A 23,308-nucleotide genomic window follows, 5' to 3' on the forward strand; every position below is an offset into this window, starting at 1 on the left:
ATGATCAAGACCGTCGCAACGACGCCATTTCAGGATCAGAAACCCGGCACGTCCGGACTGCGCAAGAAGGTGAAAGTCTTCGCGCAACCAAATTACGCAGAAAACTTTATTCAATCCATTTTTGACTCACTTGAAAACTTCAATGGCAAGACACTGGTGATTGGCGGCGATGGCCGTTACTACAACCGCGAAGTCATCCAGAAGGCCATCAAAATGGCCGCAGCTGCTGGGTTCGGCAAGGTTCTGGTCGGAAAGGGTGGCATTCTCTCCACGCCGGCCGCTTCTAACATCATTCGCAAATACGGCGCCTTCGGTGGCATCGTTCTTTCCGCAAGCCACAATCCCGGCGGCCCGGATGAAGATTTTGGCATCAAGTACAATGTCGACAATGGCGGCCCTGCACCGGAAAAAATTACCGATGCGATCTTCGCTCGCACCAAGGTTATCGACAGCTACAAAATCGCCGATATTGCCGACATAGATCTGGATGCCATCGGCTCTGTCGATGCTGGCGGTATGACCGTCGAGGTCATTGACCCCGTTGCCGATTATGCCGAACTGATGGAGAGCCTGTTTGATTTTGGCGCGATCAAGACATTGATTGCTGGCGGCTTCGGCGTGATCATCGACAGCATGAGCGCCGTCACCGGCCCTTATGCGGTCGAAATCCTCGAAAAACGCCTTGGTGCACCAAAGGGTTCGGTGCGCAACGCTGTTCCTCTGCCTGACTTTGGTGGTCACCATCCTGACCCGAACCTCGTGCACGCCAAGGAACTTTACGACGACGTAATGAGCGCAGAAGGTCCCGATTTCGGCGCTGCGTCGGACGGCGATGGCGACCGCAATATGGTGGTCGGCAAGGGCATGTTCGTGACACCATCCGACAGCCTCGCCATCATTGCCGCCAATGCCAAACTGGCACCCGGTTACGCTGGCGGCATTTCCGGTATTGCCCGCTCCATGCCAACCAGCGCCGCAGCAGATCGTGTTGCCGAAAAACTGGGCCTTGGCATGTATGAAACCCCGACCGGCTGGAAATTCTTCGGCAACCTGCTGGATGCTGGCAAGGTGACGGTATGCGGTGAGGAAAGCTTCGGAACCGGCTCCAACCACGTACGTGAGAAAGACGGCCTCTGGGCCGTGCTGTTCTGGCTCAACATCGTTGCCGTCCGCAAGGAAAGCGTCAAAGACATCGTGACGAAACACTGGGCCGAATATGGTCGCAACTACTATTCGCGTCACGACTATGAAGAGGTCGATGCTACCGCCGCCAACACGCTGGTAACGACACTGCGCGAAAAGCTGGCCACACTCCCGGGCACATCCTACGGCAACCTCAAGGTCGCCTCAGCCGATGATTTTGCCTATCACGATCCGATCGATCACTCCGTCAGCAAAAATCAGGGCATCCGTATTCTGTTTGAAGGCGGCTCACGCATCGTGCTGCGCCTGTCCGGCACCGGCACAGCGGGTGCAACGCTGCGCCTTTATGTCGAACGTTACGAGGCTGATCCGGCCCGTCACGCCATTGACACGCAGGAAGCTCTGGCCGACCTGATTTCCGTGGCAGATACCATTGCCGGAATCAAGTCCCATACCGGCCGTTCCGAGCCAACCGTTATCACCTGATAACAGCAGGCACCGCACAGTAAGATGTGCGGTGCCACAGCCGTGCGCGCTGGTCGAAACCTTCCTGTTAAAAACCACGCAGGAAAAGCTCGGGAAATATCTTCCAATGGCAGATGACACCGCTTTCACCAACACCGGCAGTGCTTTGCATGGGGGAACTCAGCTTTTCCAGGATAGCGTCGAGTTCGCCGTCCGCTCGCAATATGCGTCCAAACTTGAACTGTGCCTGTTTGACGAGACCGGAAACAAGGAAATCGCCCGCTTGGCGATGGAACGCGGCGATGACGATGTTCACCGCCTGTTTGTAGAAGGGGTAAAACCCGGCGCACGGTATGGCTACAGGGCACACGGTGTTTATGCACCCGATCACGGCCTGTGGTTCGATCCAACAAAACTGCTGGTCGATCCTTACGCGACCGTGCTTGATCGTCCCTTTTCCAATCATCCAAGCATGTTCACCTTTGGTCTGGAAACAGCCTTCGTCACACCAAAATCGGTTGTGACACGGCACAAGCCCGTCACACTGGACAAACCGCGCTTCAATAAGGGCGGTTTCATTTATGAAATTGCCGTCAAACCTTTCACCATGCTGCATCCTGACGTGCCTGAACATCAGCGGGGTACGATTGCAGCTCTCGCCCATCCGTCGGTGGTGGCCCACCTCAAACATATCGGCGTTGATGCCATCGAGCTGATGCCGATCACCGCTTGGATTGATGAACGCCATCTGCCGCCTCTCGGCCTGAACAATGGCTGGGGCTACAACCCCGTTGCCTTCATGGCGCTTGATCCGCGACTGGCGCCGGGTGGTGTGAACGAACTGCGCGACACCGTCGCCGCACTCCATACACAGGATATTGGCGTCATCCTCGATCTGGTGTTCAACCACACAGGCGAAAGTGATCGTCACGGAACAACGCTGTCACTGCGCGGGCTCGACAATCTCAATCATTATCGCCACGCAGCAGACAATCCCGGCGTGCTGGTCAATGATACCGGCACCGGCAACACCGTTGCCTGCGACAGCGAGCCGGTGCGTCGGCTTATTGTCGATAGCCTGCGCCATTTCGTTCAGCATGCGGGCATAGATGGTTTCCGCTTTGATCTGGCGCCGGTGCTGGGTCGCTCGGAAACCGGTTTTGAACGGCAATCACCGACACTGGCTGCCATTCACAACGACCCTCTGCTGAAAGATCGCATCCTGATTGCCGAACCCTGGGACATCGGACCGGATGGATATCAACTCGGCAATTTCCCGGATGCCTATCTGGAATGGAATGACCGAGCCCGAGATGATCTGCGCCGTTACTGGCGTGGCGACCAGTGGACAACCGGTGCATTGGCCGATGCGCTGGCCGGCTCGTCTGGCATTTTTTCACGCCATAGCGGAACGGAAACCCGCAGTGTCAATTTTCTCGCCGCCCATGATGGTTTCACCCTGATGGACATCGTCTCCTATGCCGGCAAGCACAATGAGCGAAACGGCGAAGAAAACCGTGACGGCCATAATGAAAACCACTCGTGGAACAATGGTGCAGAAGGCAGTACCGACGATCCGGAGATACTTAAAAGACGTGCCGCTGACGTAAAAGCCATGTTGTCCACACTGTTTGTCACTCATGGGACAATCATGCTGACGGCAGGTGACGAAGGTGGACGCTCGCAGCAGGGCAATAACAATGCCTATGCGCAGGACAATGAGCTAACCTGGCTCGACTGGAGAGGCCTGAACAGCGAACTGGTTGCCCACACCGCGTTCCTGTCGTTTTTGCGCAAACGCTTTGGTGTCTTTTCCTCGACGGAATTTTTCACCGGACGCGATCAGGATGTTGAATGGTTGAACCCTGAAGGCGTGGCTATGAGCGTCGCAGACTGGGAAAGAGCCGATGGCACACCCTTTTCCATGCTGTTAAAAACCAAAGATCTGAAAACCGGCAAACCGACGCGTCTCGCCGTGCTGTTCAACCGCAGATATGAACCTCAGAACTTTATCCTTCCCGGCAGCGGTTGGAAGTCTGTTGGCGGTGATGCCGAGGAGGGTGGCGCTACCGTGCCTGCCCGCAGCGTCGGTTTCTATCATCAGCCATGACAAATCTTGTTATTGCCACACCAAGTGAACATTTATGATGTAGCAGCACGCCTCCCGAAATTGCATACCGCTGTTGGGAGATAGGCAACAAACATAGACTGAGGCATTGCAGTGCTTCACCTCACCATTTCTGGTAAAATCTTATGACCCGCGAAATTTCATTAAAAGACGTAAAAGACCTGGTAGGCAGCGAGATCGGTGTGTCGGACTGGATCCTCGTCGACCAGCCGATGATTGACGCCTTTGCCAAGGCCACTCTGGACGAACAGTTCATTCACACAGACCCGGACCGCGCCAAGGCTGAAAGCCCGTTTGGCGGCACCATTGCCCATGGTTTCCTGACACTGTCGCTGCTGTCTGCCATCAATTACAGCGCGCTGCCAAAAATCCGCGAACAGACCATGGGTATCAACTATGGCTTTGAAAATATTCGCTTTGTCAGCCCGGTTAAAAGCGGTGCTCGTATCCGTGGACATTTCACACTGGTTGAAGCACGCCTGCGCGGCGCGGCCATGATGATGACCAGCTACGATGTCTCGGTAGAAATCGAAAACGAAAAGAAACCTGCCTTGACCGCGCGATGGACAACCATCGTTCAGTTTGACCCCAAAGACAGACCGACCGACGATTGAAAAAATGAAATCGGTCACGCCGATTTTCATGTTCCCCCGGCAGAATGATTTGGCTGGCCCGGTCTTTGACCGGAACAGCCCGTCGCGCTTTACACGTCAACTCTCAGAATATGACTTCGGATACCGCCTCACCCAGCAACCCGCCGACATATTCGGCAAATGAGCGCCAGCATTCCAGCCGAAACGTATCCTCGGTCACGCGGAAGATAACCACTTCAGCCTTGCCAAACAGCGTGCGCGAAACCGCACCCACCGGGAAGACCGCAAGCGACAGGTCCTGCGGGCAGCCTGCATTCAGCACATCGGCCGCATCCTCACCTGACACAATAAAGGCTGTGTTGCGGTGAGAAATATCAGCAGACGAATGTATGGCATCGACAGTGGCACACACCGCCACCAGATCTCCGCCTGATTGGTCGATCACCAGCCACTCATCCGGCCCGAGCCACAATGCTGAACGCAGTCCGGACACGCTGGATGTTTTGGGTCTGGTTGGCAGCACAAGACCAAGTGCCGTGGACAGAGGACCAGCCGCATCTTCCTTGGCACGCAGCGAGATGCGTGATGCAAATGCCGCCTGTTCGATGGAAACGCTGCCCTTAACACGCCTGAAGCTGGCATTCGGCTGTGTTCTTGTTGCTTCAATCGTATCAACCATGGATGCGGCCTCCTTCCTTGTCAAAGAACACCATATCGGTGACTTCAACGGCAATCGTTCTGTCGACCAGAGGGATATAAAGCGTCTCGCCCACCCGCTTATGGCCATCCACCACCAGGCCGAACGCGATGGAACGACCGAGATTTTCCGACCAGTAGGCAGAGGTGACATGACCGAGCATGGTCATCGGTTTGGGCTGGTTGGGATCGGCAACAATTTGCCCGCCCTCTTCCGGTACGATGGTCGGTTCCTTGCTCAAAAGCCCGACCAATTGCTTGCGTCCAGACCGTACGAGATCTGGTCGTTTCAACCCGCGAATACCGACGAAGTCCGTCTTCTTTTTGGAAACTGCCCAGGATAGACCCGCATCGTCAGGTGTCACTGTGCCGTCAGTATCCTGACCGACGATGATGTACCCCTTTTCGGCGCGCAGAATATGCATGGTTTCCGTACCGTACAGGCAACCACCCGCCGCTTCTGCCCGTTTACGAACGGCCTGCCAGACCGCCGGTCCGAAGTCAGCGGGAACGTTGATTTCGAAACCAAGTTCACCGGTGAACGACACACGGAACAACCGGGTTGGCACACCGCAGAACTTGCCTTCCGCAACACTCATATGCGGGAAGGCTTCGTTGGAAATATCAATGCCCTCAACAAACGGCTCAATCACCTCCCGCGCCTTTGGTCCCTGCACTGCAATGACCGCCCATTGTTCGGTGGTCGATGTCAGCCAGACATTCAGATGCGGGAATTCAGTTTGCAGATAATCTTCCATATGGTGCAACACGCGTGGCGCGCCACCTGTTGTCGTCGTCACATGGAAACGGTCTTCCGCAATGCGCCCGACAACACCATCATCATACACAAAGCCATCTTCGCGGGTCATAATGCCGTAACGGCATTTGCCCGGTTTCAGCGTGTCCCAGGCATTGGTGTACATCAGATTGAGGAACTTTGCGGCATCCGGCCCAACAACCTCGATCTTGCCAAGGGTTGAAGCATCAAACACGCCGACCTTGTCACGGGCGGTCTTGCATTCGCGGTTGACCGCTTCATGCATGTTTTCACCGGCTCGCGGGAAAAACCACGCACGTTTCCAGTTGCCGACATCTTCAAACACCGCACCGGCAGCCTCTTCAAGCGCATGCATCGGTGTCTTGCGCGTCGGATCAAACAGATGGCCACGCGAGTGGTTGACCAGCGTGCCGAAGGTCACCGGCGTATAGGGCGCACGGAAGGTGGTCAGTCCCACTTTCGGCAGGTCGCGACCCAGTGCTTCAGCAGCAATGGCAAGACCATGCATGTTGGAGAGCTTGCCCTGATCAGAAGCCATGCCGTTCGTCGTGAAGCGCTTGATATGTTCGATGGAGTGCATGCCTTCACGCACCGCAAGGCGAATATCCTTGGCGCATACATCGTGCTGGAAGTCGATAAAGGCTTTGACGCCGCTATCTTCCCCTGCACCTTCCGCCGCCCCGATCATGCCACCGGTCCAGTCGCGCGAGTTGCTGCCAGTGAAGTAGACATCGGCATCCTCGGCGGCACCGGCCGCTTTTGCGGCATTTTCACCGGCCGCAAGTGCCTCGGCAATCAGTGCTTCCATATCATCCGTGCCATTGCAGGTACCAACGGAAATACAGTCCTGCACGTGGACATCAGGCAGGAAACGATCATTCTGCGCATCGAACCGCAGCTTGCCGCGTGATTGCGAGAACAGATGTACTGAAGGCGTCCAGCCAGCCGAAACCAGCAGAGCATCAACCGAAATCTTGCGCTTGGACGCACCGCCGTTGCGACCGACCGTTATCGACGACACCCGCAGACGTCCCGATGTGTTGAAAACACTATGACCAGTCAGGACTGTGATGCCGAGCGAACGGGCCTCAGCCAACAGACTTTCAGCCGGGTTATCGCGGCAGTCGACAATAGCGGCAATCTCGACGCCAGCCTTTTTCAGATCAAAGGCCGTTTCATAGGCAGAATCATGGGCGGTATAGACGCCCACCTTGTGACCGACCGCCACACCATAATGGTTGAGATAGGTGCGCCCTGCCGATGCCAGCATGATGCCGGGTCGGTCATTATTGGCAAACACCATATGACGTTCGATGGAGCCTGTCGCCAGAACAACCTGCTTGGCGCGAACCTGCCACAGACGCTCACGCGGCTGCGCCTTTTCCGGCAGCACCAAATGGTCGCTCAACCGTTCCGCAAGCCCAAGGAAGTTGTGATTGTAATATCCAAACACGGTGGTGCGCGGCAAGATCCGCACATTTGGCATGGCTCTCAACTTGGCGATGGTTGCCTGCGCCCAGTCATATCCTTCCATGCCATCGATAATTGCACCCTTGTCGAAATGCAGGGCGCCACCGGCCTCCGGTTGCTCATCCGCAAGGATCACATTGGCACCGGTGCGGGCAGCAGCAAGTGCCGCCGTCAGACCCGCAGCGCCACCGCCAGCCACAAGCACATCACAATGCGCGTAGCGGGTGGCATAGTGATCGGCATCCGCCTCATCTGGCACCACGCCAAGACCGGCAGCCCGGCGAATGACCGGCTCGTAAATCTTGTGCCAGAAGCTCTTTGGCCACATGAAGGTCTTGTAGTAAAAACCGGCGGCAAAAAACGGTGAAAACAGATCGTTGATCGCTCCAACGTCAAAAGACAGGGTTGGGAAGCGATTTTGCGAACGGATGATGGCACCGTCGAATACTTCCTGCACCGTGGCGCGCACGTTTGGCTGGCGACGGCCAGCGTCACGCGACACATCAATCAAGGCATTGGGCTCTTCCGGACCTGCCGAAAGAAAACCGCGTGGCCGGTGATATTTGAACGAACGACCAATCAGGTGAACACCATTGGCCAGCAATGCTGCGGCCACCGTGTCACCTTCAAGCGCCGTGTAAATCTTCCCGTCAAAGGTAAAACGGGCAGTGCGTGCAGGCGTTAGACGCCCCACTCCGGCAATACGATATGCGCCGCTCATTTCGACGCTCCTTTATCACTGGCAGTTTCAAGAATGGCATCGGCATCAGGCTTCGGTTCACCTGCCTTGTAAGTCAGGTAAATTCTGTCACTGACCGTGTGCCGGGCTGCATTGAAAAAACGACCGCAGCCATGAATGTGGCGCCAGCGCTCAAAAATCAGCCCCTTGGTATTGTCACGCATGAAAAAGAACTCCGAAAAAGCCTCATCGGAAATCTCGGCAATGTTTTCAGGGCGCGCAATATGCGCCTCACCCGCCCAGCGAAACTCCAGTTCGGAACGGTCATCTTCGCAATAAGGGCAACGAATAATCAGCATGGTTTAATCCTCAGGCCTTAGTGCGCAACAGCCGCAGCGGCAGCTTCATCGATCAGTCGGCCGGAGCGGAAACGGTCGAGCGTCAACCCGGCGGCCAGGCGGTGCGGTTCTCCTCGTGCAATCAGATGCGCAAACAGATGCGCTGAACCCGGCGTCGCCTTGAAGCCGCCGGTACCCCAGCCGCAATTGACAAAGAGGTTTGGCACCGGCGTCACGCTCTGGATGGCGGAACGATCGGGTGTGTTGTCCGTAATGCCACCCCACTGGCGCATCATCTTGACGCGACGCAGAACCGGGAAAAGCTCACAAATCGCATCCAGCGTGTGGGTGATGATCTGCAATCCACCGGTCTGCGAATAGGATGTGTACTGGTCCGTTCCAGCACCGATTACCAACTCTCCCTTATCGGATTGGGAGATATAGGCATGCACCGTATTGGACATGATCACGCATGGAATGATGGGCTTGAGCGGTTCGGACACCAGCGCCTGTAGCGGCTGGCTTTCAAGCGGCACCCGCACATCAGCCATCGACATGACGACAGAGGAATGCCCGGCCGCCGATACGCCAATCTTTTTCGCACCGATAAATCCACGGTTCGTCTCAACCCCGGTCACCGCACCGTCAGGCCCGCGCCGGATGGCGGTCACTTCGCAATTCTGAATGATATGGACACCCCGGTCGGAGGCAGCACGCGCATAACCCCAGTTGACCGCGTCATGACGGGCCGTACCGCCGCGGCGCTGCAAGGCAGCACCATTGATCGCGTAACGGGCTGTGCCGGAGATATCGAGTGGCGGGCAATAGGCCTTGGCCTGTTCCGGTGTCAGCCACTCATTATCAATGCCATAAAGACGGTTGGCATTGATGTGACGTTTGAACGACTGCATGTCATGGATGTTATGCGACAACATCATCACGCCGCGTGGCGAATACATGACGTTGTAGTTCAATTCCTGGCTCAAGCCTTCCCACAGTTTCAGGGAATGCTCGAAAATGTCCATGCTCTCTTCGTAGAGATAGTTGGAGCGGATGATGGTGGTGTTACGTCCACTGTTGCCCCCACCCAGCCAGCCTTTTTCCAGAACGGCAACATTGGTAATGCCGTGCTCCTTGGCCAGATAATAAGCTGCCCCAAGACCATGCCCGCCGCCGCCGATGATAATGACGTCGTATTCACTGCGAGGTTCGGGCGACACCCACTGGGCGTCCCAGCCCTTGTGACCGCGTAATGCCTCGCGGGCCACGGCAAAAACCGAATATTTCCGCATGTGATTTCAGACTCCCTTGGAAGGACCGGTAGAGTTTTCGGCGCACCATACACATGACAAATCGCGACATGGCGTATCGTCCACTTTGCGACGCATGACACACGATGTTTTGACATGAAGCAACATATTCGTTGTATTAAGGCAGCGCTGTTGATTTGCCTGATGTCGGCGCAGCCGGGCTTTTTGACGCGCCGTCAAGGTTAACGGCTAGACTTTCTGCAGATCATCTGATATTGCACGACACCAATCGCGTGGCCGTCTGGCCAACGAACGATATTTTGTTTGCCTGAGGATGCCATTCGTCTTCGGCTCTAAGAACCAAACAAAGGAACGGGATACACGTGCAGGTACTAGTCCGCGACAATAATGTCGATCAGGCGCTACGCGTTCTGAAGAAGAAATTGCAGCGCGAAGGCGTCTTCCGCGAAATGAAGATGCGCGACCATTTCGAGAAGCCATCCGAGAAGCGTGTTCGCGAAAAGGCTGAAGCAATTAGCCGCGTTCGCAAGCTCGCACGCAAGCGTGCACAGCGCGAAGGCCTGGTTGCTGGCGCCCGTGCGGCTCGCTAAGCGGTCGTCTTTTCGACGTTTTTGAATGCTTGTTGGGCGGGGGCGATTTTTCGCCGCCGCTTTTTCAGTTTACGGCCTCAAGCATAGTTGAGTGCCAGGCCTTTAAGGGAAAAGACACCAGATGATCGCCGACATGAATTGTGCAACCGCTCGTTCCAACACCCTGCGGCGCAACGTGGTTGATAAGCACAAGACATCGGCACTGTTCCCGATCATGGCCTGCTTGCTAGTTGCCGGCCTCTCCGGCTGCGCCACAACCACTCAGCCATCTGACGCCATTCGTCTGGATCGTGCTCAGGGCTCCAGTGAAAACATCGCCTCCCTGTCATCGGTTATCAGTTCGAACCCGCAGGATCCGGAAGGCTATAATGTGCGTGGCTCCGCTTACGGCCGCGCTGGTGATTTCCGCCGTGCGCTGGCCGACTTCGACCGCGCCATCCAGTTGAACCCGCGCTTTTACCAGGCTTATGCCAACCGCGCGCTGGTCAACCGCAACATGGGGCAGCAGGCGCAGGCACTTGCCGATTACAACGCCGCCCTGCAGATCAACGCATCCTATGACGTGGCCTATATCGGCAGAGGTAACCTCTACCGTCAGACCGGCCGCACCAATGAGGCTTTCAACGATTTCAGCCGGGCGATCCAGCTTGAAACCACAGATGGTCGCGCCTGGCATAACCGTGGTCTGATCTATCAGCTCCGAAACCAGCATGCGCAGGCAATCGAAGATTTCTCGAAGGCCATCTCGCTGTCGCCAAGCTCGCCAGAGCCATATAACGGTCGCGGTATTTCCTACATCGCCCTCAACGACGATGAAAACGCGTTTGCCGACTTCAACACAGCCATTGCGTTGGACGACAAGATTGCAGAATCCTGGGCAAACCAGGCTTTGGTCTATGAGCGTCGTAATGAGACGGCAAAGGCGGCAAAGTCCTATTCGCACGCAGCGCGTCTTGATCCCAAATACAAGCCGGCACTTGACGGCGTTGCCCGTACTCGCGGCGGCGCATAAAGCTCGAGCCTCACATAATCATGATCGAAAGCCGGAAGGGAAACCTTCCGGCTTTTTTGCATTCCATACCGTCGCTAACTCTGCACGACGCAAGACAAAAAAAGGGCGCGTGCACTGCTGCACGCGCCCTTCAAAACAAACCTCAAGCCGATGATTAGTGGTTCATGGCCTTGACGATTTCTTCCGTTACCTTCTTGGCGTCGCCAAGCAACATCATCGTGCCGTCCTTATAGAACAGCGTGTTGTCGATACCGGCATAACCGGAACCAAGCGAACGCTTCACGAAAAGGCAGGTCTTTGCCTTGTCGACGTCAAGGATCGGCATGCCGTAAATCGGAGAGGTCTTGTCGTCACGCGCAGCCGGGTTGGTCACATCATTCGCTCCGATCACATAGGCCACGTCGGCCTGTGCGAATTCGGAGTTGATGTCTTCCAGCTCGAACACTTCATCGTAAGGCACATTGGCCTCGGCCAGCAGCACGTTCATGTGGCCAGGCATACGACCGGCAACAGGGTGAATTGCGTATTTCACTTCAACGCCGTTCTTCTTCAGCGTATCGGCCATTTCACGTAGCGCATGTTGTGCCTGTGCTACCGCCATGCCGTAACCCGGCACGATGATAACCTTGGATGCATTGGCCATCAGGTAAGCCGCATCGTCAGCAGAACCCTGCTTGACGGTGCGTTGAACGCCATCGTCAGCGGTGGCGGCAGCTGCTTCACCGCCGAAGCCACCCAGAATAACCGAGATGAACGAGCGGTTCATACCCTTACACATGATGTAGGACAGGATCGCACCCGAAGAACCAACCAGTGCACCGGTGATGATCAGCGCCAGATTGCCGAGCGTAAAGCCGATACCGGCTGCAGCCCAGCCCGAATAGGAGTTCAGCATCGACACGACCACAGGCATATCCGCGCCACCGATCGGGATGATCAGCAGAACACCGAAAACCAGCGACAGGGCAACGATCAGCCAGAAGACAAAGTGGCTTTCGGTAGCAACCAGAATGCCGATCAGCACGACAATGGCCGCGAAGATCGATGCGTTGATGACATGGCGCATCGGCAGCATGATCGGCTTGCCCGACATGCGACCATCAAGTTTCAGATAGGCAATGATCGAGCCGGTAAAGGTGATGGCACCAATTGCCACACCAAGCGACATTTCAATCAGTGCCTGCGCATGGATCGAACCAAGTTCGCCAATGCCAAAGGATGACGGCGTGTAGATGGCAGCAGCTGCCACCAGCACAGCTGCAAGACCAACCAACGAGTGAAAACCGGCGACCAGCTGCGGCATCGACGTCATCGGGATTGTGCGGGCAATATAGGCACCGGCACCACCACCAATGGCAAGACCGAGGATGATCAGCACCAGACCACCGAAGGACGGCGTTGCCAGAAGCAGCGTTGTGCCGATGGCGATTGCCATACCGACCATGCCATACAGGTTACCCTTGCGGCTGGTGGCAGGATGCGAGAGGCCGCGCAGTGCCATGATGAACAGCACGCCCGAAACGAGGTAGAGGAAGGCAGCAAAATTTTGGGACATTCAGGCAGCCCTCACTTATCTTTTTTCTTGTACATGGCGAGCATGCGGCTGGTGACGAGGAAGCCACCAAAAATGTTGACCGATACGAGGACCAGCGCCACGAAACCAAAACCGGTCGCAAGACCGGAGGTGGAAATGCCCACGGCAAGCAATGCACCGACCACGATTACAGAAGAGATCGCGTTGGTGACAGCCATAAGCGGTGTGTGCAGTGCAGGCGTTACCGACCACACGACGTAATAACCGACGAAGATCGACAGCACGAAAATAGCCAGACGGAATACGAAGGGATCGATTGCGCCGCCGGAGACACCGTGCGCCGCCAAACCGACAGCGTCCACAACATCAGGCGTTTGCGCCGCTGCAGCCTTGACCGCTTCGACAGCCTGATCCAGCCCATCAAGAGCCTTGTTCAAAACTTCATTCGCCATCATGCGGCTCCTTCATTCTTGACGCCACCGAAATTCGGATGAACGACGGCGCCGCCATGCGTCAGCATGGTTGCTTTGACCAGTTCGTCTTCCGTGTTCAGGGCAAGTTGCTTGGTTTCCTTTGAGATCATCGTCTCCAGAAATGTCAGCAGGTTCTTTGCGTAAAGCAGCGACGCCGATGCCGCTACCCGGCCCGCGACGTTGCTGTAACCGATGACCTTGACGCCCTCGACATAGACAACCTTTCCGGCCTCAACACCTTCCACGTTGCCACCACGCTCGACAGCAAGATCAACGGCAATCGAACCGGAACGCATGGAGGCCAGCATCGCGCGCGAAACAAGCTTCGGTGCCGGACGGCCCGGAATAAGTGCTGTCGTGATGACGATATCCTGCTTGGCAATATGTTCGGCAACCAGAGCGGCCTGCTTGGCCTGATATTCAGCCGACATCTGCTTGGCGTAACCGCCAGCGGTCTCGGCGGCCTTGAACTCGTCGTCTTCAACGGCGATGAACTTGGCACCGAGGGACGCAACCTGCTCCTTGGCAGCCGGGCGTACGTCGGTGGCCGAAACCACAGCACCCAGACGGCGTGCCGTCGCGATGGCCTGAAGACCGGCAACACCGGCACCCATCACGAACACCTTGGCGGCTGGCACGGTACCGGCAGCGGTCATCATCATCGGCATGGCGCGGTCGTATTCACCAGCCGCATCAATAACCGCCTGATAACCGGCCAGGTTGGCCTGCGACGACAGAACGTCCATCGACTGGGCACGGGTGATACGCGGCATCAGTTCCATGGCGAATGTCGTGGCGCCAGCTTTCGCCAGAGCAGCCAACGCTTCTTCGTTGCCGTAGGGGTCCATGATGGCAATGACGATAGCGCCCTGCTTTATGGACTTGATTTCCTTGTCCACCGGGCGACGAACTTTCAAAATGACATCGGCGGTTTTGGCGTCGGTTGCCTTGCCGATTTTCGCTCCGGCTTTTTCGTAGTCCGCATCGGGAATACGTGACAGCAGACCTGCCCCGGCTTCGACAACAACCTCAAGTCCGAGGCCGATCATCTTTTTGACGGTTTCCGCCGAAGCGGCAACACGCGGTTCGTCCGGCGAGGTTTCCTTCGCCACAAATACCACACTGCTCAACGCAGACTCTCCTTAGATCACTGGAAAATCCGGAGATGCGCCCGGCATGTTCCATCCATTAAATTTCACGGCAATACAGCCCGGTGGAGACGGTGATCTCCAGCAGGATGGCTTCGACCAATCAGATTGCTGACGAAATATCAGCGCAGGATAATTGTGCCCGCTACAAGCAGAACGACGAACACAATAAATCCGCCGAAAAAGCCGGCAGTGGTGAAGAACCCTGCGGCCATGGCGATCATCAATGCGCAAAGCGCAATGGTACCCAGTTTGGTCGCGCTTAGAAAAAGATTGTAGGTTTTTTCGTGCTCTGCATAGTTCATCGGCGCGCCGACTTCGACAGGTCCGGTATGATGTTCGCTCATGGTAATTTCCCTTCCAAAAATCCGTAAAGGAACAGACGCTTTTTGAAGCGCGATACGCAATAAAACGCCGGAATACGTGACCTTTACGGCTCTCTCTCCACGCCGAGACCTAACACAAAGCAACTAAACTGCGCAATGGACGTGATGCCGCATCAAATCGATATAAATGCACAAAGCACTACTATTGACGCATGTCAGGACCGTTGCATTTCAACATTACAACACATACAGAAATTTAAATGGCTTTTTCGCTGCCCGCTTAAGGGCAGGATACGATGCGTGGCAAAATCAATAAATATAGCCTTGGAGTCGGATCAGGGACGAAAAGACGACAAGAGGGGGGAGAATAATGACAGCTCTATTGAAGCTGAGCACGGTGATCGATGCGATCAGTGAGTTTCTTGGCAAGGTTTCAGGTTACCTCGTTCTGATATGCTGCCTCGTCAGTGCCATCAACGCCCTTGTGCGTTACATCTTCAACTACAGCTCCAATGGCTGGCTTGAAATCCAGTGGTACATGTTCGGGTTCATCGTGTTGATCGGGGCGTCCTATACACTGCGCATGAACGAGCACGTCCGTGTCGACATCATCTACGGTTCGATTTCATCGCGTGCCCGTATCTGGGTCGATATTATCGGCATCACGCTTTTCCTTCTTCCCGCCTGCTTCTACCTGATGTGGCTCAGCTGGCCGATGTTTGCCCTGTCCTTCCACCAGGGTGAAATGTCCTCGAATGCCGGTGGTCTTATCCGCTGGCCGGTCAAACTCATTATCGTTGCAGGTTTTGCGCTGCTGTTCCTTCAGGGTCTGTCGGAACTGATCAAGCGTTTCGGCGCTCTTGCCGGTTTGGTGGCACTCGACACCAAATACGAAAAACCACTTCAATAACGGCGTCGGGAACGGGGACTTAAAACATGTTCGAATACGGTATTCTGCCGCCACTCATGTTCGTCAGCATGGTCATTTTCATGCTGTACGGTTTTCCTGTGGCCTTTTCGCTCGCAACCGTCGGCCTGATGTTTGGCGTCATCGGTATTTTCACCGAGCATTTTTCACCAGCGTTTCTGCAGGCTCTGCCACTGCGCATCTTTGGCATCGTGTCGAACGATCTACTGCTGGCTATTCCGTTCTTCACCTTCATGGGAGCAATTCTCGAACGATGCGGTCTGGCGGAGGATTTGCTGGAAGGCACCGGAAAACTGTTCGGCGCCGTTCCCGGCGGTCTGGCCTACGCGGTTATTGTCGTGGGTGCCATTCTCGGCGCCATAACCGGTACGGTTGCTGCCTCGGTTATCACCATGGGTGTCATTTCACTGCCGATCATGCTGAAATACGGCTACAGCCCACGCCTTGCCACGGGTGTTATTGCCGCCTCCGGCACCATCACCCAGGTTATCCCGCCATCGCTCGTGCTGATCGTTCTGGCTGATCAGCTCGGCAAGTCGGTTGGCGACATGTATCTGGGTGCTATCGGACCATCCTTCCTTCAGGTCGGTATCTTCCTGCTGTTCATCTTCATCTTGTCGCTCGTTCGCCCGAAGGATGTGCCAGCCCTGCCTCCGGAAGCGCGTGGCGAGTTGAACCGCGCCCTCGTCCTCAAGGTGCTCGGCGGCATGATCCCATCCATCGTGCTGATCTTCCTGGTTCTGGGAACGCTGTTCCTCGGCCTTGCCACACCGACCGAAGCCGGTGCGCTTGGTGTTGTCGGTGCGCTGGCACTGGCTGCAGGCCATCGCCGCCTGACCTGGGATCTCGTCAAGCAGGGCATGCACTCCACCATGCACATCACCTCCATGGTGGTGTTCATTCTGGTGGGTGCGACCTGCTTCAGCTTGGTGTTTCAGGGCATGGATGGTTCGTTGTGGATCGAACACTTATTGTCCGGCATTCCAGGCGGCCCGATCGGCTTCCTGATCTTCGTCAACATCTTCATCTTCTTCCTCGCCTTCTTCCTCGATTTCTTCGAGATCGCCTTCATCGTTATCCCGATGCTGGCACCGGTTGCACAGTCGCTCGGCATCGACCTGATCTGGTTCGGCGTCCTGATCTGCATCAACATGCAGACCAGCTTCATGCACCCGCCCTTCGGGTTTGCACTGTTTTACCTTCGCAGTATCGCGCCGAGATCGGTCAAGACGTCAGATATTTACATGGGGGCGATACCGTGGCTCGGCATGCAACTGATCCTCGTCGCCATCGTGATCTTCTGGCCCGAATCCGTGACCTATTGGCTGGACAAGGCACCTGAAGTCGACCTGAATTCGATCAAGATCGAAGTGCCCGCCTTCGGCAATCAGGGTGGCAACACCATGCCGAACTTCGGCCTGCCGCCAATGGATGGTGCGCCAGCTCAACCGGGTGGCGGCCAGGGTGGTGGATTACCGGGAATGCCAAATCTTAGCGAACCACCCAAGATCCAATAACAATCAAAAACCCCGCCAGATCGCTCTGGCGGGGTTTTTACTTAGAACTGGTGGTGCTCGAGAAGTCCGCGACGATCCTACAGCTTGCCGCTGCGTTGCTGGATCATCATGAACGTATCGAAGGTATATTCGGACAGCTGCATCCAGAGATAACCTTCCCGCTTGAACGCCGCCTGATCTTCATAGATTTTCTTGAAGTCAGCATTGGTAGCGGAAATCTCGCTGTAAACTTCCATCGACGCCTTGTAGCAGGCCTCTAACACTTCTTGGCTGAATGGCCGCAGCACCGCGCCTTCCGCGACCAGTTGCTTGATGGCCGTTGGGTTCTTCGTGTCGTATTTTGCCATCATATGGGTATTTGCATAAGCGCAGGCGTCTTGCAGCGCTGCTTGGTAATGCTTTGGCAAATTGTTCCACTGGTCAAGATTAACAAAGGCGTGAATGGCAAGTCCGCCTTCCCAGAAGGCCGGATAGTAATAATATTTCGCCACCTTCTGGAAACCGAGCTTGTGGTCGTCATAAGGTCCGATCCACTCCGCCGCATCAATGGTGCCTTTTTCAAGCGCCGGATAGATGTCGCCGCCAGCCACCTGCTGCGGCACGACACCAAGTTTCTCTACCACCTTGCCGGCGAGACCGGCAATACGCATCTTGACGCCCTTGAGGTCATCAACCGTGTTGATCTCCTTGCGGAACCAGCCACCCATCTGCGCACCGGTATTGCCAGCCACGATGCCGTAAATCTTATGCTTGGCATAAAACTCGTTCATCAGCGTGTTGCCATTGCCTTCATAGAACCAGGCATTGGTCAGGCGGGCATTAAGACCGAATGGAATGGCCGAACCAATCGCAAAGGTCGGATCCTTGCCAACGTAATAATAGGAGCAGGTATGCGCCATCTCCACCGTGCCTGACGACACGGCATCAGCAGCTTGCAGGCCGGGCACGATTTCACCGGCGGCAAATGTCTGGATCGTGAAGTTGCCATCGGTTGCCGCAGCAACATGTTTGGCAATGTCTTCCGCCCCACCAAAAATCGTATCCAGCGATTTGGGGAATGATGACGTCAGACGCCACGTGATCTTGGTCTTTTCCTGCGCAATTGCCGGTGCGGCCAACGACACAGCTGCGGCACCTGCACCCGCACCTGTCACTGCACTGTTTTTCAAGAATGAGCGGCGATCCATATTATCCTCCCAGATAATCGCGACAAAGCTTGACCGTTCTCCCCACGGCTACGCCTGGTTGAAAGTAAACATGAGCACTTTGGCGCTGGCAAGGTCAGCCACGATTTTCAGACACGCCAGAACCGGCCTGTTAGCCGCATTTACCGGAAAAAACGGCTGAAAACCCGCCTGCAGCACATAGCCTTAGACTAAAGAATGAGCCGCGTTCAGCAATTACTTCGTGGGTTTTGCGGACGCTTGACTTCCGGCACGAACAGGCATTTTTACAAGGCTTGAAAAGTTTCAAGTTCAGCCGGAGACATCATGCCAAGACCAGTCATTGCCATCCCAGCCGATATCCGGGAATTCGACGGCACAACATGGCATGCGGCACAGACACAATATATCAATGCAGCGCTCAAGGCCGCTGACGTCATGTCCTTCATTATCCCGGCACTTGTCGAAGGCAATGACATTGATGAAATCCTTGATCGTGTCGATGGGCTCTTGGTGTCCGGCTCCGCCACCAATGTGCATCCCTCACTCTACGGCATGGAAGCCAAGGAGAGCGATGGACCTTTCGATCCAGCCCGTGATGCCACTAGCCTGCCATTGATCCGTCGTGCACTGGAACGCGGCATTCCGATGTTTGCCATCTGCCGTGGCATTCAGGAACTGAACGTGGCACTGGGCGGCACGCTGGCCAGTGAAATTCAGGAGCAGCCGGGCGTGTGGGATCATCGCAAACCCACCGATGTTGATCGTCATGAAGCTTATGCCATTCGCCAGCCAGTGATCATCCGAGAGGGTTCCTGCATTGCCCAGCATCTGGGTCTCGCAGGCGAAATCCAGATCAACTCCCTGCATCGTCAGGCGATTGCCGAAACAGCACCGCGTCTGCAGGTGGAGGCAACGGCAGAGGATGGCACGATTGAAGCCGTGTCGGTTATCGATGCAAAGGGATTTGCCGTCGGTGTGCAATGGCACCCGGAATATTGGGCTGAGACGGACGCACCGTCTCGTGCCCTTTTTGAAGCTTTCGGCAAGGCTATCAGGGAATATCAGGCCAGCAAGGCCTGATACCAGCACAATCTCGCCCGCCGAGGGAGAGATCAAATTTCAGCATGCCGGTACGCCCATCAACCCTTTACAGGAGTTTCCGGCACCGGTGTCAGAACTGTCTTGTCCTTGAACCAGCCAAGAAGATTGTCGGCCACCAGATCTGCCATCGCATTTCGCGTCGGAACGGACGCCGAAGCGACATGCGGCAATATCGAAACGTTGTCGAGGCTGAGAAACGCATCCGGCACTTGCGGCTCATTGTAGAACACATCAAGTCCGGCAGCACCGATCACCTTGTCCTCCAGCGCCTTGATCAGAGCATCCTCGTCAACGCTTGAACCACGGCCGACATTGATGAACACGCCCTGCGGCCCCAACGCCTTGAAGACATCGGCATCGATAATCTTGTGGGTTGCAGCCGTGCCAGGCACGATACTGATCAAGGTATCGACCTTTTCAGCCATTTCCTTCAGCGAACCATAATAGGTATAGGCCACGTCATCCCGCTTTGTGCGGGTGTGGTAGCCAAGATTGACCTTGAATGGTTCCAGACGCTTGGCAATCTCCAGACCGATACGACCGAGGCCCAAAATACCGATCGTACGACCCTTGAGCGAAAACGGCGAAAGGCCAAACGCACCTTCCTTGGCCCAACGTCCTTCACGCAAATAGTTCTCCGCCTGCGGCAGACGGCGCAACGTATTGATCAGCAGCGCAATGGTGGTGTCAGCCACCTCATCGTTCAGAACATCCGGTGTATTGGTCACGACAACGCCACGCGATGCCGCATGTTTGGCATCCACACCATCATAACCGACGCCAAAATTGGCAATGATTTCAAGCTTCGGCAAGGCATTCATCCAAGCCGCAGAAACAACGCCGGACACGGCAATACCACGTACGCGTTCAGCTACGCCCTCCGGCAGAACGAGCTCGTCACCGGCCGGAACGGTAATGATTTCGACATTGCCCTTCAGACGTTCGGAAACACGCGGATTGATCTTGCCAGGAACGAGAACGGTCGCTTTGGTATCAGACATGCACTTCCTCCATAGGGTCAGGACCCACTAAATTCATCCATTCTGCGAGGAAATTTTCAGTCTGAAGGGCAAAATGAGCCATGCAAATGTAAAATTCATTTCAAGCTCAGCTTGTCTATCCATACGTCAAACAGCCCCGCGATGAAGGCTTTGAAGCCCTTGATCGCCTGTTGCAGGCAATGCATGACGGGATAAATCGCTCCCGACATGCCCTTGTCTGCCGCCATACAATTCAAGACTTTAAAACAGAATAGTATGACTTTGAAAGGCCACGATGCCGATATCCGTTACTGTCTTGGGCGGACAGGGCCAGTCGATTGGCGAATACGCATTTCCGGCTTGATCAGATGGATACCATCCGGTTCATGGCTGCCTTCAAGGCGGTCAAGCAGCGCACGCGCTGCCATACGGCCAACCTCGGCCTGACCGTTGGACACGGTGGTCAAAGCTGGCGTTGCAATTGCCGCTTCCTCAAGGTCGTCATATCCGGTCACAGAAATATCCACACCCGGCACAAAACCAGCGCGTGAAATACCGTTCATCAGACCGATGGCCACAAGATCATTCCAGCACACCGCCGCTGTCGGCTTTTGTGGCAGGGACAGGAAGTGAACCGCAGCCTCAAAGCCGCCCTGCTTGGAGCGTGGGCCGGGAATACGCAGGTTCGGATCAACTTCAATATTGGCCTTGCGCAGCGCATTGACGTAACCCTGATAACGGTCACGTCCGGTTGAAGTCTGGTCAGTACCGCCGACCATAGCGATCGTACGATGACCAAGACTGATCAGATGGTTGGTGGCCAGCGAAATGCCATAACTGTCGTCACCGCGATAGGTCGGCATATCAACGCCGTCCATCGAGCGGGCAACCAGAATGGCCGGCATGCCGTTTTCTTCCGCCAGCTTCAGATCTTCAGTCGGAGTGCCGATGGCCGGCGACATGATGATGCCATCACTGCCCAACTGCAGCAGTGTCTCGATGAAATTGCGTTGTTTTTCAACGGAATCGTAGTGGTTCGACAGAATGAAAGTTTGGCGACTACGGTCGAGTTCACTCTCGATGGCCTTGAGAATTTCGCCGTAAAACGGGTTCATCACATCATGGAAAACCACGCCGACAATGCCGGATCTGGAGGTTCTGAGACTGGCGGCACGGCGGTTATAAATATAACCCAGCGTGCGGGCCTGTTCCTTGATTTTCTCGCGCGTATCGGCGGCAACCAGCGGGCTGTCGCGCAGTGCCAGAGAGATGGTTGCCGTTGATAATCCGAGACTTTCCGCAATCGTCGAAAGTTTGATTTTTTGAGCCAAAGGCTCCCCTCCACATCGGGCTTGATCAGGCCCTGCTATTCCCATTTAAAATTACCTAAAGAATTTAAATAGATTTCGCAATCTGTTTAATCACGAAAATCTGATAAACCGGGAAATCCGCAATGGAGAGACATCGGGATGGCTTATTCTGCGCTGCCATTGCTCTGCAGATTGGCATCAATCACCCGCAGCAACTTGACCACAGTTTTGACTTCCTTGTTGGAAAGCCCATCAATGGCACGTGCCGCGCACACCGAAAGCGAGGCATTGATGTGTTCGACGCTACGCAGACCGGCATCGGTCAACTTGACCCGGGTCATGCGGCCATCACCGTCATCTTCACTGCGCTCGACAAAGCCCTGCGCCTCCATACGTCCGATTGTGCGGGTCATGGTCGGAGCCTTTACCCCCAGCTTCTGGGCAATCTGGCCAGGGGTCATGCTGCCCTCATTGGCAAGCGCCAGCACAACGCCGTCCTGGCCAGCATAGAGGCCGCTGGTTGCAAGGCTGTGGCTAAGCGCTGTGCGCATGGACCGGGCGGCCTGGGCAATGGACTGCGCCAGAACTTCAGGGTTCAGCACCTCGTCCTTTTTCTTGCCGTCCTTGACCTTCTTTTCGCTCTTGTCTTTTTTGCCCATCGCCTTTGAACCTTTTACCGGATAGCGGATCGGATATAAGCTGTACGATATCCAATATAGAAAGCCGGATCGCACTGCCAGATGCCGAACACATACACGCACTTTTACGAAGATAATGTAACAGCATCAGGGAATAACCCGGCGAAGCATATTATTGTGCTGCCTTTGGGAGCCCATGAGCAGCACGGCCCGCACCTGCCGTTTGAAACGGACACATTGATTGCGACTGGAATTGTCAGTCGTTTGCAACGGGCGCTTCCTCCATCCCTGCCCGTCAGCTTTCTGCCGGTAGAGCCGGTCGGGTATTCAATCGAACATATCGACGTGCAGGGCACAAGAACCCTGCGTTATGACGAAGCCGTGGAACGCTGGCTCGGCATTGCCGAAGAAGCAGCGTCTAGGGGCATCAAAAAGTTCGTTATGCTGAATGCGCATGGCGGCAATTCGCCGCTTATGACCATCGTCGCAACCGAAGCTCGTGTAAGGTTCGGCATGCTGGCCGTCGCCACAAGCTGGACTCGCTTTGGCGTGCCAACCGGTCTGATTACGCCGGAGGAAAAGGCCCTCGACATTCACGGTGGCGATATCGAAACGTCGGTAATGCTGGCGATGTATCCCGAGCTGGTTGACATGAAAAAGGCTGTCAACTTCTCCTCAAAGCAGCAAGATTTCGCCAGAAATTACAAGCATTTGCGCGCCTACGGCCCACATGCTTTCGGCTGGAAAATGAGTGATCTTAATCCGCTTGGTGTGGCCGGAAATGCCAGTGCTGCAACGGCTGAAAAAGGAGAGGCACTGATAAACCACTCCGTCACCGGACTGGTTGAATTGCTGGAAGACATCAATTCCTTTGATACGGCGCAGCTTGCTGACGGGTAACAACCGGCCAACAGCATGGATCAAAAAAACTGAAGGCAGATTCTCTTTGAACTGCCCGCACACGCAGCCTATATGAACAGCAGATTTTATTTGGCGTTCCGACGCTTCTTTCTTATTCGAGGTT

General features: G+C 55.4%; 21 protein-coding genes. 9 read left to right on the top strand and 12 right to left on the bottom strand.

What is annotated here, in order from left to right; translation table 11 throughout:
* From ACZ5FM_RS13115 to ACZ5FM_RS13125, 3 genes are all read left to right on the top strand, one after another.
* Positions 1–1,629: an alpha-D-glucose phosphate-specific phosphoglucomutase gene (locus ACZ5FM_RS13115; RefSeq protein ID WP_312945771.1), complete on the top strand. Its 1,629-nt coding sequence runs from the start codon at positions 1–3 to the stop codon at positions 1,627–1,629.
* A gap of 106 nt (positions 1,630–1,735) precedes the next feature.
* Positions 1,736–3,718 (top strand): glycogen debranching protein GlgX, encoded by a 1,983-nt coding sequence (glgX, locus tag ACZ5FM_RS13120; RefSeq protein ID WP_464038903.1) that lies wholly within the window; start codon positions 1,736–1,738, stop codon positions 3,716–3,718.
* A gap of 143 nt (positions 3,719–3,861) precedes the next feature.
* Entirely contained in the window at positions 3,862–4,350 is a 489-nt protein-coding gene (locus ACZ5FM_RS13125) for a MaoC family dehydratase (protein ID WP_259142709.1), read from the top strand.
* A gap of 103 nt (positions 4,351–4,453) precedes the next feature.
* On the opposite strand, the gene ACZ5FM_RS13130 is transcribed toward ACZ5FM_RS13125, so the two are convergent.
* The 4 genes from ACZ5FM_RS13130 to ACZ5FM_RS13145 are packed head-to-tail and all read right to left on the bottom strand — an operon-like array spanning position 4,454 to position 9,582.
* Entirely contained in the window at positions 4,454–5,008 is a 555-nt protein-coding gene (locus ACZ5FM_RS13130) for a sarcosine oxidase subunit gamma (RefSeq protein ID WP_464038904.1), read from the bottom strand.
* Entirely contained in the window at positions 5,001–7,994 is a 2,994-nt protein-coding gene (locus ACZ5FM_RS13135; protein WP_464038905.1) for a sarcosine oxidase subunit alpha, read from the bottom strand. The genes ACZ5FM_RS13130 and ACZ5FM_RS13135 overlap by 8 nt, the downstream gene beginning before the upstream one ends.
* Entirely contained in the window at positions 7,991–8,311 is a 321-nt protein-coding gene (locus ACZ5FM_RS13140; protein WP_259142701.1) for a sarcosine oxidase subunit delta, read from the bottom strand. Before ACZ5FM_RS13140 ends, ACZ5FM_RS13135 begins: the two co-directional genes overlap by 4 nt.
* Before the next feature lie 17 nt (positions 8,312–8,328).
* Positions 8,329–9,582, bottom strand: coding sequence for a sarcosine oxidase subunit beta family protein (locus ACZ5FM_RS13145; protein ID WP_464038906.1), 1,254 nt, complete (start codon positions 9,580–9,582; stop codon positions 8,329–8,331).
* 341 nt (positions 9,583–9,923) lie between these two features.
* Between ACZ5FM_RS13145 and rpsU the strand changes: the two genes are divergently transcribed.
* The gene (rpsU, locus tag ACZ5FM_RS13150) at positions 9,924–10,151 is read left to right on the top strand and encodes a 30S ribosomal protein S21 (protein WP_192488065.1); all 228 of its coding nucleotides are present in this window, start codon (positions 9,924–9,926) and stop codon (positions 10,149–10,151) included.
* A 133-nt stretch (positions 10,152–10,284) separates the two neighbouring features.
* Complete coding sequence (locus ACZ5FM_RS13155) at positions 10,285–11,163, top strand: tetratricopeptide repeat protein (protein WP_371815298.1); 879 nt, start codon at positions 10,285–10,287, stop codon at positions 11,161–11,163.
* Between the two features lie 154 nt (positions 11,164–11,317).
* Here ACZ5FM_RS13155 and ACZ5FM_RS13160 read toward each other — a convergent pair whose 3' ends face one another.
* The 4 genes from ACZ5FM_RS13160 to ACZ5FM_RS13175 all read right to left on the bottom strand — a co-directional run bounded on the left by ACZ5FM_RS13160 (position 11,318) and on the right by ACZ5FM_RS13175 (position 14,665).
* A complete protein-coding gene (locus ACZ5FM_RS13160; protein WP_192488063.1) occupies positions 11,318–12,718 on the bottom strand; it encodes an NAD(P)(+) transhydrogenase (Re/Si-specific) subunit beta in 1,401 nt (466 codons plus the stop codon).
* Positions 12,719–12,729: 11 nt separating this feature from the next.
* Positions 12,730–13,149: a proton-translocating transhydrogenase family protein gene (locus ACZ5FM_RS13165; protein ID WP_192488062.1), complete on the bottom strand. Its 420-nt coding sequence runs from the start codon at positions 13,147–13,149 to the stop codon at positions 12,730–12,732.
* Positions 13,149–14,300 carry a Re/Si-specific NAD(P)(+) transhydrogenase subunit alpha gene (locus ACZ5FM_RS13170; RefSeq protein WP_312945778.1) on the bottom strand — a complete coding sequence of 384 codons (1,152 nt, stop codon included), beginning with the start codon at positions 14,298–14,300 and terminating at the stop codon, positions 13,149–13,151. The genes ACZ5FM_RS13165 and ACZ5FM_RS13170 overlap by 1 nt, the downstream gene beginning before the upstream one ends.
* A gap of 140 nt (positions 14,301–14,440) precedes the next feature.
* On the bottom strand, positions 14,441–14,665 hold the full coding sequence (locus ACZ5FM_RS13175; RefSeq protein WP_192488060.1) for an aa3-type cytochrome c oxidase subunit IV: 225 nt from the start codon (positions 14,663–14,665) through the stop codon (positions 14,441–14,443).
* 349 nt (positions 14,666–15,014) lie between these two features.
* Between ACZ5FM_RS13175 and ACZ5FM_RS13180 the strand changes: the two genes are divergently transcribed.
* Both ACZ5FM_RS13180 and ACZ5FM_RS13185 read left to right on the top strand, forming a co-directional pair.
* A complete protein-coding gene (locus tag ACZ5FM_RS13180) occupies positions 15,015–15,554 on the top strand; it encodes a TRAP transporter small permease subunit (RefSeq protein WP_192488059.1) in 540 nt (179 codons plus the stop codon).
* A gap of 26 nt (positions 15,555–15,580) precedes the next feature.
* Positions 15,581–17,089: a TRAP transporter large permease gene (locus tag ACZ5FM_RS13185; protein ID WP_192488058.1), complete on the top strand. Its 1,509-nt coding sequence runs from the start codon at positions 15,581–15,583 to the stop codon at positions 17,087–17,089.
* Positions 17,090–17,166: 77 nt separating this feature from the next.
* On the opposite strand, the gene ACZ5FM_RS13190 is transcribed toward ACZ5FM_RS13185, so the two are convergent.
* A complete protein-coding gene (locus tag ACZ5FM_RS13190; protein WP_192488057.1) occupies positions 17,167–18,276 on the bottom strand; it encodes a TRAP transporter substrate-binding protein in 1,110 nt (369 codons plus the stop codon).
* A 303-nt stretch (positions 18,277–18,579) separates the two neighbouring features.
* On the opposite strand from ACZ5FM_RS13190, the gene ACZ5FM_RS13195 reads away from it, so the two are divergent.
* Positions 18,580–19,335 carry a gamma-glutamyl-gamma-aminobutyrate hydrolase family protein gene (locus ACZ5FM_RS13195; RefSeq protein WP_464038908.1) on the top strand — a complete coding sequence of 252 codons (756 nt, stop codon included), beginning with the start codon at positions 18,580–18,582 and terminating at the stop codon, positions 19,333–19,335.
* Between the two features lie 59 nt (positions 19,336–19,394).
* On the opposite strand, the gene ACZ5FM_RS13200 is transcribed toward ACZ5FM_RS13195, so the two are convergent.
* From ACZ5FM_RS13200 to ACZ5FM_RS13210, 3 genes are all read right to left on the bottom strand, one after another.
* A complete protein-coding gene (locus tag ACZ5FM_RS13200) occupies positions 19,395–20,357 on the bottom strand; it encodes a 2-hydroxyacid dehydrogenase (protein ID WP_464038909.1) in 963 nt (320 codons plus the stop codon).
* 287 nt (positions 20,358–20,644) lie between these two features.
* Positions 20,645–21,667 carry a LacI family DNA-binding transcriptional regulator gene (locus ACZ5FM_RS13205; RefSeq protein WP_192488054.1) on the bottom strand — a complete coding sequence of 341 codons (1,023 nt, stop codon included), beginning with the start codon at positions 21,665–21,667 and terminating at the stop codon, positions 20,645–20,647.
* Between the two features lie 143 nt (positions 21,668–21,810).
* Positions 21,811–22,305: a MarR family winged helix-turn-helix transcriptional regulator gene (locus ACZ5FM_RS13210; RefSeq protein ID WP_250982250.1), complete on the bottom strand. Its 495-nt coding sequence runs from the start codon at positions 22,303–22,305 to the stop codon at positions 21,811–21,813.
* Between the two features lie 81 nt (positions 22,306–22,386).
* Here ACZ5FM_RS13210 and ACZ5FM_RS13215 point away from each other — a divergent pair, with 81 nt between their 5' ends.
* The gene (locus ACZ5FM_RS13215; RefSeq protein WP_464038910.1) at positions 22,387–23,184 is read left to right on the top strand and encodes a creatininase family protein; all 798 of its coding nucleotides are present in this window, start codon (positions 22,387–22,389) and stop codon (positions 23,182–23,184) included.
* Positions 23,185–23,308: the final 124 nt, after the last annotated feature.

Source organism: Agrobacterium sp. 5Ca50 (assembly GCF_055381905.1).